Below are 18,878 nucleotides of genomic sequence, written 5' to 3' on the forward strand. Positions count from 1 at the left end.
ATGGCTAGATCTGCGATTTGACATAGATCCGTAATGGTAGTCTCATCGTCATCGACAGTTGCTCCGGAAAGATCACTGACCTCAGACTGATCAGGGCTGTTCCTGTAGCAGTTGCTTGGTTGGAAACAGATCCTGTGTCTATATCATCCAGACTAATTCCATAGCTTGCCGTATAGGTCCATACTTCGTCTATATCCAGAAGTCCGTCATTATTGGTATCACCACTATTTGGGCCGGAGATTACTCCACCCACCAGCGGATCTTCCACTACAATATTGGACAAGGTTACGTTTCCAGTATTATATACCTGGAAAGTATAGTCAATTATATCACCTATAGCACTACACTCGCCATTAGGCTCGTAACTGGCTGTCTTTACAATTGCGATAACAGGAATCTGACAGATCGGTGTGATCGTCTCTTCGTCATCAGATATCGTAGCACCAGAGGTGTCACTTACTTCGTTGTCTTGTGGATCATCGGCAGTTACCGTGGCCGTGTTGGTCACAGAACCAGCGTCGATGTCAGCCTGCGTAACCGCATAGCTACCCTCGTAGATCCATACCTCGCCTACACCAAGGATATCATCATCTCCAGCATCGCCACTTACATAAGCAGCATCGGCTACCAGTGGGTCATCCAGTACAACATTATCCAGCGATACATTACCCTGGTTGCTCACCTCGAAGCGATACGTGATCAGTCCGCCAACAGTTACATCGTAACAGTTGTCTGTCGGATCCAGATCCACAGTAGCTGTCTTCACCAAGGCAATGGCAGCATCCTGACAGATCGGAGTCACCGTCTCTTCGTCATCAGATATCGTAGCACCAGAGGTGTCACTTACTTCGTTGTCTTGTGGATCATCGGCAGTTACCGTGGCCGTGTTGGTCACAGAACCAGCGTCGATGTCAGCCTGCGTAACCGCATAGCTACCCTCGTAGATCCATACCTCGCCTACACCAAGGATATCATCATCTCCAGCATCGCCACTTACATAAGCCGCATTGGCTACCAGTGGGTCATCCAGTACAACATTATCCAGCGATACATTACCCTGGTTGCTCACCTCGAAGCGATACGTGATCAGTCCGCCAACAGTTACATCGTAACAGTTGTCTGTCGGATCCAGATCCACAGTAGCTGTCTTCACCAAGGCAATGGCAGCATCCTGACAGATCGGAGTCACCGTCTCTTCGTCATCAGATATCGTAGCACCAGAGGTGTCACTTACTTCGTTGTCTTGTGGATCATCGGCAGTTACCGTGGCCGTGTTGGTCACAGAACCAGCGTCGATGTCAGCCTGCGTAACCGCATAGCTACCCTCGTAGATCCATACCTCGCCTACACCAAGGATATCATCATCTCCAGCATCGCCACTTACATAAGCAGCATCGGCTACCAGTGGGTCATCCAGTACAACATTATCCAGCGATACATTACCCTGGTTGCTCACCTCGAAGCGATACGTGATCAGTCCGCCAACAGTTACATCGTAACAGTTGTCTGTCGGATCCAGATCCACAGTAGCTGTCTTCACCAAGGCAATGGCAGCATCCTGACAGATCGGAGTCACCGTCTCTTCGTCATCAGATATCGTAGCACCAGAGGTGTCACTTACTTCGTTGTCTTGTGGATCATCGGCAGTTACCGTGGCCGTGTTGGTCACAGAACCAGCGTCGATGTCAGCCTGCGTAACCGCATAGCTACCCTCGTAGATCCATACCTCGCCTACGCCAAGGATATCATCATCTCCAGCATCGCCACTTACATAAGCAGCATTGGCTACCAGTGGGTCATCCAGCACAACATTATCCAGTGATACATTACCCTGGTTGCTCACCTCGAAGCGATACGTGATCAGTCCGCCAACAGTTACATCGTAACAGTTGTCTGTCGGATCCAGATCCACAGTAGCTGTCTTCACCAAGGCAATGGCAGCATCCTGACAGATCGGAGTCACCGTCTCTTCGTCATCAGATATCGTAGCACCAGAGGTGTCACTTACTTCGTTGTCTTGTGGATCATCGGCAGTTACCGTGGCCGTGTTGGTCACAGAACCAGCGTCGATGTCAGCCTGCGTAACCGCATAGCTACCCTCGTAGATCCATACCTCGCCTACACCAAGGATATCATCATCTCCAGCATCGCCACTTACATAAGCCGCATTGGCTACCAGTGGGTCATCCAGTACAACATTATCCAGCGATACATTACCCTGGTTGCTCACCTCGAAGCGATACGTGATCAGTCCGCCAACAGTTACATCGTAACAGTTGTCTGTCGGATCCAGATCCACAGTAGCTGTCTTCACCAAGGCAATGGCAGCATCCTGACAGATCGGAGTCACCGTCTCTTCGTCATCAGATATCGTAGCACCAGAGGTGTCACTTACTTCGTTGTCTTGTGGATCATCGGCAGTTACCGTGGCCGTGTTGGTCACAGAACCAGCGTCGATGTCAGCCTGCGTAACCGCATAGCTACCCTCGTAGATCCATACCTCGCCTACACCAAGGATATCATCATCTCCAGCATCGCCACTTACATAAGCAGCATCGGCTACCAGTGGGTCATCCAGCACAACATTATCCAGTGATACATTACCCTGGTTGCTCACCTCGAAGCGATACGTGATCAGTCCGCCAACCGTTACATCGTAACAGTTGTCTGTCGGATCCAGATCCACAGTAGCTGTCTTCACCAAGGCAATGGCAGCATCCTGACAGATCGGAGTCACCGTCTCTTCGTCATCAGAGATCGTGGCACCAGAGGTGTCATCTACTTCGTTATCCTGTGGATCGTCAGCTGTTACCGTGGCCGTGTTGGTCACAGATCCAGCGTCGATGTCAGCCTGCGTAACCGCATAGCTACCCTCGTAGATCCATACCTCGCCTACACCAAGGATATCATCATCTCCAGCATCGCCACTTACATAAGCAGCATCGGCTACCAGTGGGTCATCCAGCACAACATTATCCAGTGATACATTACCCTGGTTGCTCACCTCGAAGCGATACGTGATCAGTCCGCCAACCGTTACATCGTAACAGTTGTCTGTCGGATCCAGATCCACAGTAGCTGTCTTCACCAAGGCAATGGCAGCATCCTGACAGATCGGAGTCACCGTCTCTTCGTCATCAGATATCGTAGCACCAGAGGTGTCACTTACTTCGTTGTCTTGTGGATCATCGGCAGTTACCGTGGCCGTGTTGGTCACAGATCCAGCGTCGATGTCAGCCTGCGTAACCGCATAGCTACCCTCGTAGATCCATACCTCGCCTACACCAAGGATATCATCATCTCCAGCATCGCCACTTACATAAGCCGCATCGGCTACCAGTGGGTCATCCAGCACAACATTATCCAGTGATACATTACCCTGGTTGCTCACCTCGAAGCGATACGTGATCAGTCCGCCAACAGTTACATCGTAACAGTTGTCTGTCGGATCCAGATCCACAGTAGCTGTCTTCACCAAGGCAATGGCAGCATCCTGACAGATCGGAGTCACCGTCTCTTCGTCATCAGAGATCGTGGCACCAGAGGTGTCATCTACTTCGTTATCCTGTGGATCGTCAGCTGTTACCGTGGCCGTGTTGGTCACAGATCCAGCGTCGATGTCAGCCTGCGTAACCGCATAGCTACCCTCGTAGATCCATACCTCGCCTACACCAAGGATATCATCATCTCCAGCATCGCCACTTACATAAGCAGCATCGGCTACCAGTGGGTCATCCAGCACAACATTATCCAGTGATACATTACCCTGGTTGCTCACCTCGAAGCGATACGTGATCAGTCCGCCAACCGTTACATCGTAACAGTTGTCTGTCGGATCCAGATCCACAGTAGCTGTCTTCACCAAGGCAATGGCAGCATCCTGACAGATCGGAGTCACCGTCTCTTCGTCATCAGAGATCGTGGCACCAGAGGTGTCATCTACTTCGTTATCCTGTGGATCGTCAGCTGTTACCGTGGCCGTGTTGGTCACAGATCCAGCGTCGATGTCAGCCTGCGTAACCGCATAGCTACCCTCGTAGATCCATACCTCGCCTACACCAAGGATATCATCATCTCCAGCATCGCCACTTACATAAGCAGCATTGGCTACCAGTGGGTCATCCAGCACAACATTATCCAGTGATACATTACCCTGGTTGCTCACCTCGAAGCGATACGTGATCAGTCCGCCAACAGTTACATCGTAACAGTTGTCTGTCGGATCCAGATCCACAGTAGCTGTCTTCACCAAGGCAATGGCAGCATCCTGACAGATCGGTGTAACTGTCGGATCATTCTCCAAGTTGGAGTCATCATCCGAGTCATCCGTTACATTCGGGCCACTCGGTGGTGTTCCCGTAACCATCGCCTGGTTAGAGAAAGTACCCGCATCGATATCAGCTTGGGTTACCTCATAGGTAGCCGTATAAGTCGTATTGTCTACAGCGTTAGGTGCCAGAGAAGCAATTGGGCCTCCGCTCAGCACAACACCAGTGGCATTGTCACTGACCACTACATTGGTCAAGGTCACATTACCCGTGTTGGTGACCGTAAAGCTGTAATTGATGATACTACCTACAGATAGATCAACACATCCCGTAGTCGGATCAGCCTGTACATCGGCCGTCTTGATCAGTGCAATACTAGCGCTGGTACAGATCGGTGTAACTGTCAGATCGTCTTCCAGATTCGAGTTATCATCAGAGTCATCCGTTACATTAGGGCCACTCGGTGGTGTTCCCGTAACCATCGCCTGGTTAGAGAAAGTACCCGCATCGATATCAGCCTGGGTTACCTCGTAGGTAGCCGTATAAGTCGTATTGTCTACAGCGTTAGGTGCCAGAGAAGCAATCGGACCACCAACAAGTACTACACCAGCAGCATTGTCACTGACCACTACATTGGTCAAGGTCACATTACCCGTGTTGGTTACCGTAAAGCTATAGTTGATCACACTACCTACAGATAGATCAACACATCCCGTAGTCGGATCAGCCTGGACATCAGCCGTCTTGATCAGTGCAATACTTGCACTGGTACAGATCGGTGTAACTGTCGGATCATCCTCCAGATTCGAGTTATCATCAGAGTCATCCGTTACATTAGGGCCACTCGGTGGTGTTCCCGTAACCATCGCCTGGTTAGAGAAAGTACCCGCATCGATATCAGCCTGGGTTACCTCGTAGGTAGCCGTATAAGTCGTATTGTCTACAGCGTTAGGTGCCAGAGAAGCAATTGGGCCTCCGCTCAGCACAACACCAGTGGCATTGTCACTGACCACTACATTGGTCAAGGTCACATTACCCGTGTTGGTTACCGTAAAGCTATAGTTGATCACACTACCTACAGATAGATCAACACATCCCGTAGTCGGATCAGCCTGTACATCGGCCGTCTTGATCAGAGCTATACTGGCAGAAGTACAGATCGGTGTAACCGTAGGATCATCCTCCAGATTACTGTCATCATCAGAGTCATCCGTTACATTCGGGCCACTCGGTGGTGTTCCCGTAACCATCGCCTGGTTAGAGAAAGTTCCCGCATCGATATCAGCTTGGGTTACCTCATAGGTAGCCGTATAAGTCGTATTGTCTACAGCGTTAGGTGCCAGAGAAGCAATTGGGCCTCCGCTCAGCACAACACCAGTGGCATTGTCACTGACCACTACATTGGTCAAGGTCACATTACCCGTGTTGGTTACAGTAAAACTATAATTGATGATACTACCTACCGATAGATCAACACATCCCGTAGTCGGATCAGCCTGTACATCGGCCGTCTTGATCAAGGCAATACTGGCACTGGTACAGATCGGTGTAACCGTAGGATCATCCTCCAGATTACTGTCATCATCAGAGTCATCCGTTACATTCGGGCCACTCGGTGGTGTTCCCGTAACCATCGCCTGGTTAGAGAAAGTTCCCGCATCGATATCAGCTTGGGTTACCTCATAGGTAGCCGTATAAGTCGTATTGTCTACAGCGTTAGGTGCCAGAGAAGCAATTGGGCCTCCGCTCAGCACAACACCAGTGGCATTGTCACTGACCACTACATTGGTCAAGGTCACATTACCCGTGTTGGTTACAGTAAAACTATAATTGATGATACTACCTACCGATAGATCAACACATCCCGTAGTCGGATCAGCCTGTACATCGGCCGTCTTGATCAAGGCAATACTGGCACTCTGGCAAAGGGGTGTAACCGTCGGATCATTCTCAATAACAGAATTGTCATCTGAAAAATCATTAGTCAGGCCTCCAGGTCCAGCCCCTGTTGTTGATGCAACAACTTCTGCTTGATTCGATACTTCTCCAGCATCAATATCGGCCTGAGTAATGGTATAATCTGCTGTATAGATCCACTCCTCGTCAACTTGAAGGAATCCATCATTATTATCGTCTCCGCTGTCCGGTCCAGTAATAATACCACCCAGCATCTGATCGGTCAACTCAACATTGGTCAAAGTAACAGTACCCTCATTAGATACCGTAAAAGTATAGGTAATGGTCTCCTGCGGATCACTACACTGATCTCCATTCTCATCATTGAGTACTCCGGTCTTGATCACGGCTATACTGGCCAGGTTACAAATTGGTGTAACCGTGGGCTCATTCTCAGTATAGCTATCATCATCCGATTGATCAGTCACATCCTGTCCACTAGGTGGAGTACCCGAGACCGATGCCTGGTTGGTAAACTGTCCGGCATCCAGATCATCCTGGGTGATTACATAGGTAGCTGTATAAGTCGTCGTGTCTTCTTCCCCTGGATCAAGAGAAGCTATTGGACTTCCAACCAATACTACACCCGGGGTATTATCAACCACAGTTACATTGGTCAAAGTCGTATTTCCGGTATTCCTAATACTAAATGTATAGTTGATCACATCGCCAACTGAGGCAATACAATTTCCGTTATTGTCAAAGTTGGTAAAATCAGAAGTCTTGATCAGAGCTATACTGGCAGAAGTACAGATCGGTGTAACTGTCGGATCATTCTCTAAGTTGGAGTCATCATCCGAGTCATCCGTTACATTCGGGCCACTCGGTGGAGTACCGGTAACCATCGCCTGGTTGGAGAAAGTACCAGCATCAATGTCTGCCTGGGTAACCGTATAACTAGCCGTATAGGTCGTATTGTCAACCTCGCCCGGATCGAGTGAAGCAATCGGACCACCAACAAGTACTACACCAGCAGCATTGTCACTGACCACTACATTGGTCAAGGTCACATTACCCGTGTTGGTTACCGTAAAGCTGTAGTTGATGATACTACCCACGACCAGATCAACACATCCAGTCTGTGGATCAGCCTGGACATCAGCCGTCTTGATCAAGGCAATACTGGCACTCTGGCAAAGGGGTGTAACCGTCGGATCATTCTCAATAACAGAATTGTCATCTGAAAAATCATTAGTCAGGCCTCCAGGTCCAGCCCCTGTTGTTGATGCAACAACTTCTGCTTGATTCGATACTTCTCCAGCATCAATATCGGCCTGAGTAATGGTATAATCTGCTGTATAGATCCACTCCTCGTCAACTTGAAGGAATCCATCATTATTATCGTCTCCGCTGTCCGGTCCAGTAATAATACCACCCAGCATCTGATCGGTCAACTCAACATTGGTCAAAGTAACAGTACCCTCATTAGATACCGTAAAAGTATAGGTAATGGTCTCCTGCGGATCACTACACTGATCTCCATTCTCATCATTGAGTACTCCGGTCTTGATCACGGCTATACTGGCCAGGTTACAAATTGGTGTAACCGTGGGCTCATTCTCAGTATAGCTATCATCATCCGATTGATCAGTCACATCCTGTCCACTAGGTGGAGTACCCGAGACCGATGCCTGGTTGGTAAACTGTCCGGCATCCAGATCATCCTGGGTGATTACATAGGTAGCTGTATAAGTCGTCGTGTCTTCTTCCCCTGGATCAAGAGAAGCAATTGGACTTCCAACCAATACTACACCCGGGGTATTATCAACCACAGTTACATTGGTCAAAGTCGTATTTCCGGTATTCCTAATACTAAATGTATAGTTGATCACATCGCCAACTGAGGCAATACAATTTCCGTTATTGTCAAAGTTGGTAAAATCAGAAGTCTTGATCAGAGCTATACTGGCAGAAGTACAGATCGGTGTAACCGTAGGATCATCCTCCAGATTACTGTCATCATCAGAGTCATCCGTTACATTCGGGCCACTCGGTGGTGTTCCCGTAACCATCGCCTGGTTCGAGAAGGTTCCAGCATCAATATCAGCCTGAGTTACCTCGTAGGTAGCACTATATGTCGTATTGTCTACCGCTCCAGGGGCCAGGGAAGCAATTGGGCCTCCGCTTAGCACAACACCAGCAGCATTGTCACTGACCACTACATTGGTCAAGGTCACATTACCCGTGTTGGTTACCGTAAAGCTGTAGTTGATGATACTACCCACGACCAGATCAACACATCCAGTCTGTGGATCAGCCTGTACATCAGCCGTCTTGATCAAGGCAATACTGGCACTCTGGCAAAGGGGTGTAACCGTCGGATCATTCTCAATAACAGAATTGTCATCTGAAAAATCATTAGTCAGGCCTCCAGGTCCAGCCCCTGTTGTTGATGCAACAACTTCTGCTTGATTCGATACTTCTCCAGCATCAATATCGGCCTGAGTAATGGTATAATCTGCTGTATAGATCCACTCCTCGTCAACTTGAAGGAATCCATCATTATTATCGTCTCCGCTGTCCGGTCCAGTAATAATACCACCCAGCATCTGATCGGTCAACTCAACATTGGTCAAAGTAACAGTACCCTCATTAGATACCGTAAAAGTATAGGTAATGGTCTCCTGCGGATCACTACACTGATCTCCATTCTCATCATTGAGTACTCCGGTCTTGATCACGGCTATACTGGCCAGGTTACAAATTGGTGTAACCGTGGGCTCATTCTCAGTATAGCTATCATCATCCGATTGATCAGTCACATCCTGTCCACTAGGTGGAGTACCCGAGACCGATGCCTGGTTGGTAAACTGTCCGGCATCCAGATCATCCTGGGTGATTACATAGGTAGCTGTATAAGTCGTCGTGTCTTCTTCCCCTGGATCAAGAGAAGCTATTGGACTTCCAACCAATACTACACCCGGGGTATTATCAACCACAGTTACATTGGTCAAAGTCGTATTTCCGGTATTCCTAATACTAAATGTATAGTTGATCACATCGCCAACTGAGGCAATACAATTTCCGTTATTGTCAAAGTTGGTAAAATCAGAAGTCTTGATCAGAGCTATACTGGCAGAAGTACAGATCGGTGTAACTGTCGGATCATTCTCTAAGTTGGAGTCATCATCCGAGTCATCCGTTACATTCGGGCCACTCGGTGGAGTACCGGTAACCATCGCCTGGTTGGAGAAAGTACCAGCATCAATGTCTGCCTGGGTAACCGTATAACTAGCCGTATAGGTCGTATTGTCAACCTCGCCCGGATCGAGTGAAGCAATCGGACCACCAACAAGTACTACACCAGCAGCATTGTCACTGACCACTACATTGGTCAAGGTCACATTACCCGTGTTGGTTACCGTAAAGCTGTAGTTGATGATACTACCCACGACCAGATCAACACATCCAGTCTGTGGATCAGCCTGGACATCAGCCGTCTTGATCAAGGCAATACTGGCACTCTGGCAAAGGGGTGTAACCGTCGGATCATTCTCAATAACAGAATTGTCATCTGAAAAATCATTAGTCAGGCCTCCAGGTCCAGCCCCTGTTGTTGATGCAACAACTTCTGCTTGATTCGATACTTCTCCAGCATCAATATCGGCCTGAGTAATGGTATAATCTGCTGTATAGATCCACTCCTCGTCAACTTGAAGGAATCCATCATTATTATCGTCTCCGCTGTCCGGTCCAGTAATAATACCACCCAGCATCTGATCGGTCAACTCAACATTGGTCAAAGTAACAGTACCCTCATTAGATACCGTAAAAGTATAGGTAATGGTCTCCTGCGGATCACTACACTGATCTCCATTCTCATCATTGAGTACTCCGGTCTTGATCACGGCTATACTGGCCAGGTTACAAATTGGTGTAACCGTGGGCTCATTCTCAGTATAGCTATCATCATCCGATTGATCAGTCACATCCTGTCCACTAGGTGGAGTACCCGAGACCGATGCCTGGTTGGTAAACTGTCCGGCATCCAGATCATCCTGGGTGATTACATAGGTAGCTGTATAAGTCGTCGTGTCTTCTTCCCCTGGATCAAGAGAAGCAATTGGACTTCCAACCAATACTACACCCGGGGTATTATCAACCACAGTTACATTGGTCAAAGTCGTATTTCCGGTATTCCTAATACTAAATGTATAGTTGATCACATCGCCAACTGAGGCAATACAATTTCCGTTATTGTCAAAGTTGGTAAAATCAGAAGTCTTGATCAGAGCTATACTGGCAGAAGTACAGATCGGTGTAACCGTAGGATCATCCTCCAGATTACTGTCATCATCAGAGTCATCCGTTACATTCGGGCCACTCGGTGGTGTTCCCGTAACCATCGCCTGGTTCGAGAAGGTTCCAGCATCAATATCAGCCTGAGTTACCTCGTAGGTAGCACTATATGTCGTATTGTCTACCGCTCCAGGGGCCAGGGAAGCAATTGGGCCTCCGCTTAGCACAACACCAGCAGCATTGTCACTGACCACTACATTGGTCAAGGTCACATTACCCGTGTTGGTTACCGTAAAGCTGTAGTTGATGATACTACCCACGACCAGATCAACACATCCAGTCTGTGGATCAGCCTGTACATCGGCCGTCTTGATCAAAGCAATACTGGCAGAAGTACAGATCGGTGTAACTGTCTCTGTATCGTTACTGGCATCAGTACCAGAAGTATCATCCACCTGCTGGTTCAGATCGTCAATAGCCGTAACTTCGGCTTGATTGACAACCTCCCCGACGTCAATATCATCTTGATCTACTGTGTAGGAACCTCCATAGGTCCAAGTCTCGTTGGTATCGAGGAAACCGTCGTTATTAGTGTCACCAGAAACAAAGTTGATCGGCGAAACTTTAGGGTCGGTCACTTGTACGCTGGACAATGGTACGTTACCGGTATTGGTAACCGTAAAGATGTAATCGATGCTTCCGTTCACTGTAATATCCACACAGTTTCCATTCGGGTTCAAGGTCACGTCGGCAACCTTAACCAAGGCAATTCCTGGTTGGTTACAGCTAATTGTAATAGTATCCGTGAACTCACAACCGTTCTCGTCGGTCACAGTCACACTGTGACTACCTGTCGGCAGATCTGTGGCCGTGGCCGTAGTTTGACTTCCGGCACTGGCACTCCACTGATAGGTATAATCTCCTGTTCCGCCTGATGGATTTACAGTAGCAGATCCATCTGAACAATTATTTGCAGCAGTTGCATTAACGGTGGTAATGGTAGCCGTAACTGCCTCTGCAGGTTCAGTGATCGTTATATTTAATTCCTTGGTCAGTCCAATGAAATCTGTAATCAATACAGTATAGGTTCCGGCGGTCAGTCCGGTCTGGTCTTCTTGTCCGTCTACAATTCCTGAACCATCGTTGGTTGACCAAGCAAAGGTAAATGGTGCAACACCACCGCTAACGGTCACATCTATCTGACCAGTCGCATCATCCGTACAAAGTACATCGACCTGAGTGAAATCGGCGTCTAATCTAGGTCCGGTCACACAGAACGGTGATGACGGTGGATAAGAAACCTGTATGGTCTGAGTTGGGTTAATACTGAATCGAACTGTTGCTGTTGGACGGAAATCGAGGAATCCATCATCTGTCTCTATCCATACTCCACCTACAAATTCCCATCCTGGCCAGTCTGTTGGATTTCCTTGTCCATCAACTTCAGCTCCAGGCCAAAGAATCCGATCACTGATAATTGTATTTCCATTTGTCGGGAAGATATCGGTCTGAACCACCTGATTATTAGAATCCAGCCACTCAACTACCAGATCTTCGTTAGAGGTAAAATTATCCAAGGTGACCGTGAAATCCAGATACGGGGTATCATTATCACAGACTTCTTGTGCGTTAATAATGATCACAGGCGCAACAACAGTCACAGTCACCACAGCGGTATCACAAACGTCCGGATAATCAACACTACAGATCTGATAGGTCAGTTGATATTGACCAGGAGGTGTATTTGCTGCAACATCGACACTACCATCTGAATTTAGTTCCAGATAACCATTTGGCTCTGCAACAGTTTCCGTCAAGGTTACGTCCTGTGGATCCACCGGTGATCCGTTAAAGGTATCATTGTCAAAGACATTTAAAACATCTTCGATCTCCACGTTCACACCGGCCAATGGTCCAGCAGAATCATCCACTGCGTCAATAATTGGACAAGTATCAAATGAAGTAGTTGTTTCTCCATCCAATGTGATGTCCGTGGGGTGTGAATCGTCAGATACCGGAGCATTACCTGGACCCATTCCGCTTGCCGTGGCCGTATTCAATACCTGCCCGGCATCCAGATCAGTCTGGGTGAGGTTATAATTTGCTGTGAAGATCCAGGTTTCTCCGACATCAAGAATATCATTATCGTTATCGTCTCCACTGTTCGGAACAGTGAGTAATGCATTGAGTAGTGGATCACTGATTCCTACTGAGGAAACAGTAACATTTCCTTCATTAGATAAAGTAAAGGTATAGGTGATCGATTCTCCAGGTTCGAGACATCCATTTTGGTTGTCATCGTTCAATTCTCCAGTTTTCAGCAGGGCAATAACCGCTTCTTGACAAACAGGAGTAATGGTCTCATCGTCATCCGATATGGTCGCACCCGAAGTATCCTCTACTGTCTCTCCAATCGATTCTCCACTAACAGTAGCGGTATTGGTAACGCTACCTGTTTGTAAATCCGATTGGGTTACCTGATAACTACCTAAATAAATCCAGGTCTCATCCAGCTGTAAGATCCCATCGCCATCATCACCGGAATCATAAGCAGCATTGGCTACGAGTGGATCGTCGAGAACGATATTGGAGAGCTCTACATCACCCTGATTAGTGACAGTAAAGATGTAATTGATGGTTCCGTCTACGGGAACAGCAACGCAGCCATTAACTGGGTCTAGAACCACATCGGCTTCTTTCACCAAAGCGATGGCCGGGTCCTGACAAATTGGAGTAATGGTTGGATCATCATCGCTCACGGTTGCTCCGGAAACATCTCCAACGGCATCGCCATTAGGAGCTTCCCCAGTTGCAGTGGCGGTATTTTCAATCTCTCCGGCTTCTATGTCATCTTGAGTAACGGTATGACTAGCCGTGTAGATCCATGTTTCGGTTACGTCTAGCTTGTTATCATTATCAGCATCACCACTCGCGGGTCCTGTAATGACACCACCTAAGAAAGTGTCTTCCAAGACAACCGCAGAGATACTGACGTTCCCTTGGTTGGTCAATGTGAATTTATAATTGATTGTACCATCAACAGCTATGTCCACACATCCATCGTCCGGATCTAAGGTCACCTCCGCCTCTTTAACCAAGGCGATCTCAGGCCGCTGACACAACTGAATGATGGTCGGATCATCTTCGGGTACCAATAATGTGAGGTAGAACCCTTCATCATTACAATCCTGAGGATTGATCAATCCACAGTTTTCTGGTATGGGTAGATTGACCCCATTTCCGTTAGCGGTACACCAATTTATAGTATTGCTAAAAAAGCCACTATTCGCATTGACATTCTCGATATTTCCGTTGCGGGCATAGATGTAACCGGTTCCGAAAGTACCGACACTATTGTCAGTGGTTTCGTCCTTATAATTATTATCACAGATCTGGACTGCACCATCTATAAAGTTGATGGTACCGGCTTTGTTCGTTACATTTCCGTTTGGCAACCGAAGTAATGCCGTAGTTATGTTGACGACGTTACCAGAACTTTCGATGGTAAGATCTCCATTTGAAATAACCAATATCTCATTGATATTCAAGATTGCATTACCATTCATCAGTACCCCCCGGAGGTCAATTCTACCCGGGTATTGATATTAACTACATCCGTATTGTTCAGATTGATCGGAGGAACATTACCGCCAGACCATGTATTAGGATTGGTCCAGGAACCAGGATTGATACTTGTATAAATTGGAGTCCGAGTAGTTCCGTACATGTTTTTAGGTCGTAGCGGATTAGGTGCGTTGACGCTAATATCATCAGAAAGGTCAGAGGTAATCTGTCCATTCCCTACTCCCGTAACAGTTGCCTGATTCTCTACCTGACCTAGATCGATATCATCTTGAGTGATAATGTAATTTGCGGAATAGGACCACATTTCATTAATGTCCAATTTACCGTCGTTATCAGTGTCACCTGATATTGGGCCAGGAATGTCCCCACCGAGAAGTGGATCATTAACGACAATATTTTCGATCTCCACTGAGCTCAGGTTTCGAACTACGAAATCATAGGTTATGGTTTCACCGGCATCAGAACAATTGTCCTGATTCTCGTCATTCAGGGTTCCTGCCTTCGTAATTTCTATACGAGGAGCCGGAGGCTGAATACAAACAGGATAAGTATTGAACGATCGTCTTCCACATTCGTCAGTGATCTCTACTTGGATAACACAGCATTCAACATCCGATACTATACCGGGATTGAATATGGGCATAGAACTCGTGGGGTTGTCGAAAGTCCCGAAGGAACAAGAAGTGGTCCATTCGAAACTAAGGGTTCCGCTTCCTGTAGAACCAGACAGATCGAACTGAATAGGTTCTCCGCTTGAAATCGTTGATGGAACAGTTCCCGTATCATCAACGATGGTTGGAACCTTGGAATTAGGTGCTAAAAGAGAGAAGTTCAGGAATGCCCTGATTGCAGCAACCTGTCCGTTTTCTCCACCGTTATCATCTGGATCATCGTTCTTATCCTTGAATTCGTGACCGGCTTCGTACATGACCATACCTCGGTCGTCATCACCAAACGCCCGACCATACGCTAAGAGCGCGGCAGGACCGTCAATATCCAAACCTCCGATACCATTAATTACATCGGGCTGGTTTGGATCATATATCGCGACTGTTGTTGAACTTCTCCAACTACCGGTTGGAAATAGGACATAAACGCGTTCTGCTCCCTCGTCAAATATCTTTCCAGGTTTACCCAAAAATTGCATAAAAGGATCCGCGGGGAATCCCTGCACATAATTGTCAAAATCGTTGGATGCATCCTCATGGGCTCCGTCGTAGATCAGGGAGTATCCAAAGTCCTCTTGAGCTTGAGTGGGAGGCACTGTAGGGTCATTAGCCAGAAAATTTGCTCGGACACTGGAGTCGTTTGGATCCACTAAGTTCTCCAAACCTGATACAGCCTTACATCCGGTCCATATCCAACCTGCACTACCACCATCGGCGATGGGGGAGTTCCAATTGATCAGATTACCGTGCTTGTCCCATGTGACATCCGCGTGAGGTAATAAATAAACGTCATCACAAGAAGTTAGATCGTCCGCTTCGGCCTCTCTGAAGTCCGTGTTTGGAATACCTGCTGCATCTAGGTACTTCTTGGTGATCTTTACCCCGTTCTGAGGGTCTAAGACCCAGTTTCCGTAATAATTGATCTCCTGGTAAACCGGAATGATCTTATCGGTCAGTGTTGTATAGGTAACTACACCCTCATCCTCCCAGTCGCTGATCTCATCCAGTACGGCTTGGGTAAGTGAGCCTTGCTCGATAATGAATGGACCACCTCTGAATGTTTTCCCGTCTACCGTAAAGTCAGTGCCACCACTTATCTTGGTCGGTTCTATAGACCAGATCACAGTTACATTGTAATTCTTGATCAAGGAATAAACCAACCCGTAAGGTTTGACTCCATTGTCTATGGTCTGAGGGGATATACCCATGTCGATGATCACCGATCCTGAAGGTATCTCCTTGGTTTGACCAAAGGCAAAAAACGAAAATAATAATGCAACCGTGACTGAGTAAAGCGCTCGCTTGATCTCAACAATCGTAAACTTTTGCATGTCCATATATTTTAGTTAATCCAGAGGGGGTTAAACCCCACGTCATATCAATTTCAATATTGACCGTGAAGCGCCTGTTTTGGCGACTTAACGGTAAATCGAATGAAATCCTACAAGTTGAGGATCAACTAATTTTCGGAACAGGCAATAGAAATCCTAGCCGTGGTCTGCGAACCACAACCCGCACGATAACTTAAAACCTTGTGGTCAAAATTGAAGTGCAGCGTTTGTCCTGCAGTGAAAGATGTACTGCTGTCAAAGCGAATTTCATGATTGGTTGTTCAAATAAGAGAAGAATGCCCCAACTGCAATTTTCTCGATTCTTATCTCAAATATAAGTAGGAAAATGCGTTCAAATAAAAAGTTAAACAAACTATTAGTTGAACTGATGAATTTTCTCGATGAACTACTCAATTAAAAACAAAAATGACTGAATTTTTGTAGGAATTAGTTATACGTATTTATACTTACATGCCTATTTTACAAGGGTTAAATGAACATCTCCTTGTAGGTAATCCTGTTCCGCAAACCTCTATTGCATCCACTGGTATGTGCGTCAAAACTACCGTATATTTGCGCCGAAAAACCAGACATTCCATGTCCTTATTGACAGAAATTGACAGACGAAAGACCTTCGGGATCATCTCTCACCCGGATGCGGGAAAGACTACATTAACAGAAAAGCTTCTGTTGTTTGGTGGTGCCATCCAGGAAGCTGGAGCTGTTAAAAGCAACAAGATTAAAAAAGGTGCTACGAGCGATTTCATGGAGATAGAGCGACAAAGAGGAATCTCTGTAGCCACATCTGTTCTAGCCTTTGAATATCAAGGAATTAAGATCAATATCTTAGATACTCCTGGTCACAAGGATTTTGCCGAAGATACCTTCCGAACATTAACTGCAGTAGACAGCGTAATTGTGGTTATAGATGTGGCTAAGGGTGTGGAGGAGCAGACCGAAAAATTGGTAGAGGTCTGTAGAATGCGAAACATCCCCATCATTGTATTTGTAAATAAACTGGACCGGGAAGGAAAGGATGCCTTCGATCTTTTAGACGAGATCGAGCAGAAATTACATCTTAGAGTTACGCCTTTGAGCTTTCCGATTGGAATGGGATATGATTTTAAGGGGATCTATAACATCTGGGAGAAGAATGTCAATCTTTTTGAGGGCAGTAAACGGCAGGAGATCGAGGATTCAATTCACATAGAGAATTTAGAATCCGAGGAATTGGATCAATTGGTAGGTTCTGATGCTGCCGATCAACTCCGTGAAGAGCTAGAATTGGTATACGAGGTTTACCCTAATTTTGACCGGGAAGCTTATTTAGAGGGGGCACTACAGCCTGTTTTCTTTGGCTCTGCCCTGAATAATTTTGGGGTTCGCGAATTGCTGGATTGTTTTGTAGAGATCGCTCCAAAGCCGCGTCCGAAGGAAAGTAGTACCCGTCTGGTCAAACCAGAAGAAGAGGACTTCAGTGGATTTGTCTTTAAGATCCACGCCAATATGGACCCCAAACACAGGGATAGATTGGCTTTTGTCAAGATCGTTTCGGGCACTTTCGAAAGGAATACGCCTTATCTTCATGTGCGCAATCAGAAAAAACTCAAATTTTCCAGCCCGAATGCCTTCTTTGCCGAAAAGAAACAGATCGTGGACGTTTCATACCCTGGTGACATAGTCGGCCTTCACGATACCGGTAACTTCAAGATCGGTGACACCCTCACAGAAGGGGAACAAATGGAATTCAAAGGCATTCCCAGCTTTTCTCCTGAGCATTTTAAATACATCAATAATGCCGATCCGATGAAAAGCAAACAACTGGAAAAAGGGATCGACCAATTGATGGATGAAGGTGTAGCTCAGTTGTTCCGATTGGAATTGAACGGAAGAAAGGTGATCGGTACCGTGGGCGCGTTGCAGTTTGAAGTGATTCAGTATCGTCTGGAACATGAATATGGCGCAAAATGTAGTTACGAACAGCTCAATGTACACAAAGCGTGTTGGGTAGACCCAGAAGATGCAAACAGTGAGGAATTCAAGGAATTCAAACGGGTGAAGTCTAAATTCTTAGCCAAGGATAAACAGGGACAACTGGTCTACCTCGCAGATTCTGCCTTTACACTCCAAATGACTCAACAGAAATACCCTTCGGTGAAATTGCATTTTGTAAGTGAGTTTGATTCGGTGGAGAACGGTTAGTCGTTAGTCAAAGATTCAATTTTTCCAATCACTCTTAACGATTCACGATTAACCAATTTTACACTGGGGGCCCCATGACCCGTCCGGGAACAATCTACCCCCATTTTTCCTCAATCCAAAAGGAAATTCCACATGATCCTTCCATTTCTTGAATGCTATATCGTTGATTCAAGAATATCTTCTCATCAAGTCAGTAGATTTTTGACCGCAGTACAATTTGTTAAATTGACTCATGATCAACCACAAAAAAAACCGGCATCTGCCGGTTTATGTTATGCTTCACCAGTAGGCCCGAAATTGATCGGGATAGGTGGTTGCTGATAATCCTTAATCTCACCGTGCGTCTGTTCAAAACGACCTACATTGTCATGCAACGCCTTTAAAAATCGCTTGGCGTGCTGAGGCGTCAAAATTATACGGGACTTCACCTTACTTTTGGGAACTCCCGGCATAATGGCAACAAAATCAACCACAAACTCAGATTGCGAATGATTGATAATAGCCAGGTTACTGTAAGTTCCCTGAGCCATGGATTCGTCCAATTCGATATTGATCTGGGCTTGCTTCTTGTTGTTCTCTTCTGCCATATTCGATCAGCTTATAAAGAACTTGCGCCCCCGATGGGAGCG

At 46.7% G+C, this 18,878-nt stretch carries 4 protein-coding genes; 1 reads left to right on the forward strand and 3 read right to left on the reverse strand.

Annotated elements, in window-relative coordinates; translation table 11 throughout:
* Positions 1–4 precede the first annotated feature (4 nt).
* Positions 5–14,029, reverse strand: coding sequence for a beta strand repeat-containing protein (locus BST85_RS07815; protein WP_104812741.1), 14,025 nt, complete (start codon positions 14,027–14,029; stop codon positions 5–7).
* The gene (locus BST85_RS07820; protein WP_181039989.1) at positions 14,029–16,047 is read right to left on the reverse strand and encodes a DUF7507 domain-containing protein; all 2,019 of its coding nucleotides are present in this window, start codon (positions 16,045–16,047) and stop codon (positions 14,029–14,031) included. The genes BST85_RS07815 and BST85_RS07820 overlap by 1 nt, the downstream gene beginning before the upstream one ends.
* A gap of 597 nt (positions 16,048–16,644) precedes the next feature.
* On the opposite strand from BST85_RS07820, the gene BST85_RS07825 reads away from it, so the two are divergent.
* Complete coding sequence (locus tag BST85_RS07825) at positions 16,645–18,249, forward strand: peptide chain release factor 3 (protein ID WP_104812743.1); 1,605 nt, start codon at positions 16,645–16,647, stop codon at positions 18,247–18,249.
* A gap of 272 nt (positions 18,250–18,521) precedes the next feature.
* Here BST85_RS07825 and BST85_RS07830 read toward each other — a convergent pair whose 3' ends face one another.
* Positions 18,522–18,836 (reverse strand): DUF3467 domain-containing protein, encoded by a 315-nt coding sequence (locus BST85_RS07830; protein WP_104812744.1) that lies wholly within the window; start codon positions 18,834–18,836, stop codon positions 18,522–18,524.
* Positions 18,837–18,878 lie beyond the last annotated feature (42 nt).

This window comes from Aureitalea marina (genome assembly GCF_002943755.1).
Taxonomy (GTDB): domain Bacteria; phylum Bacteroidota; class Bacteroidia; order Flavobacteriales; family Flavobacteriaceae; genus Aureitalea; species Aureitalea marina.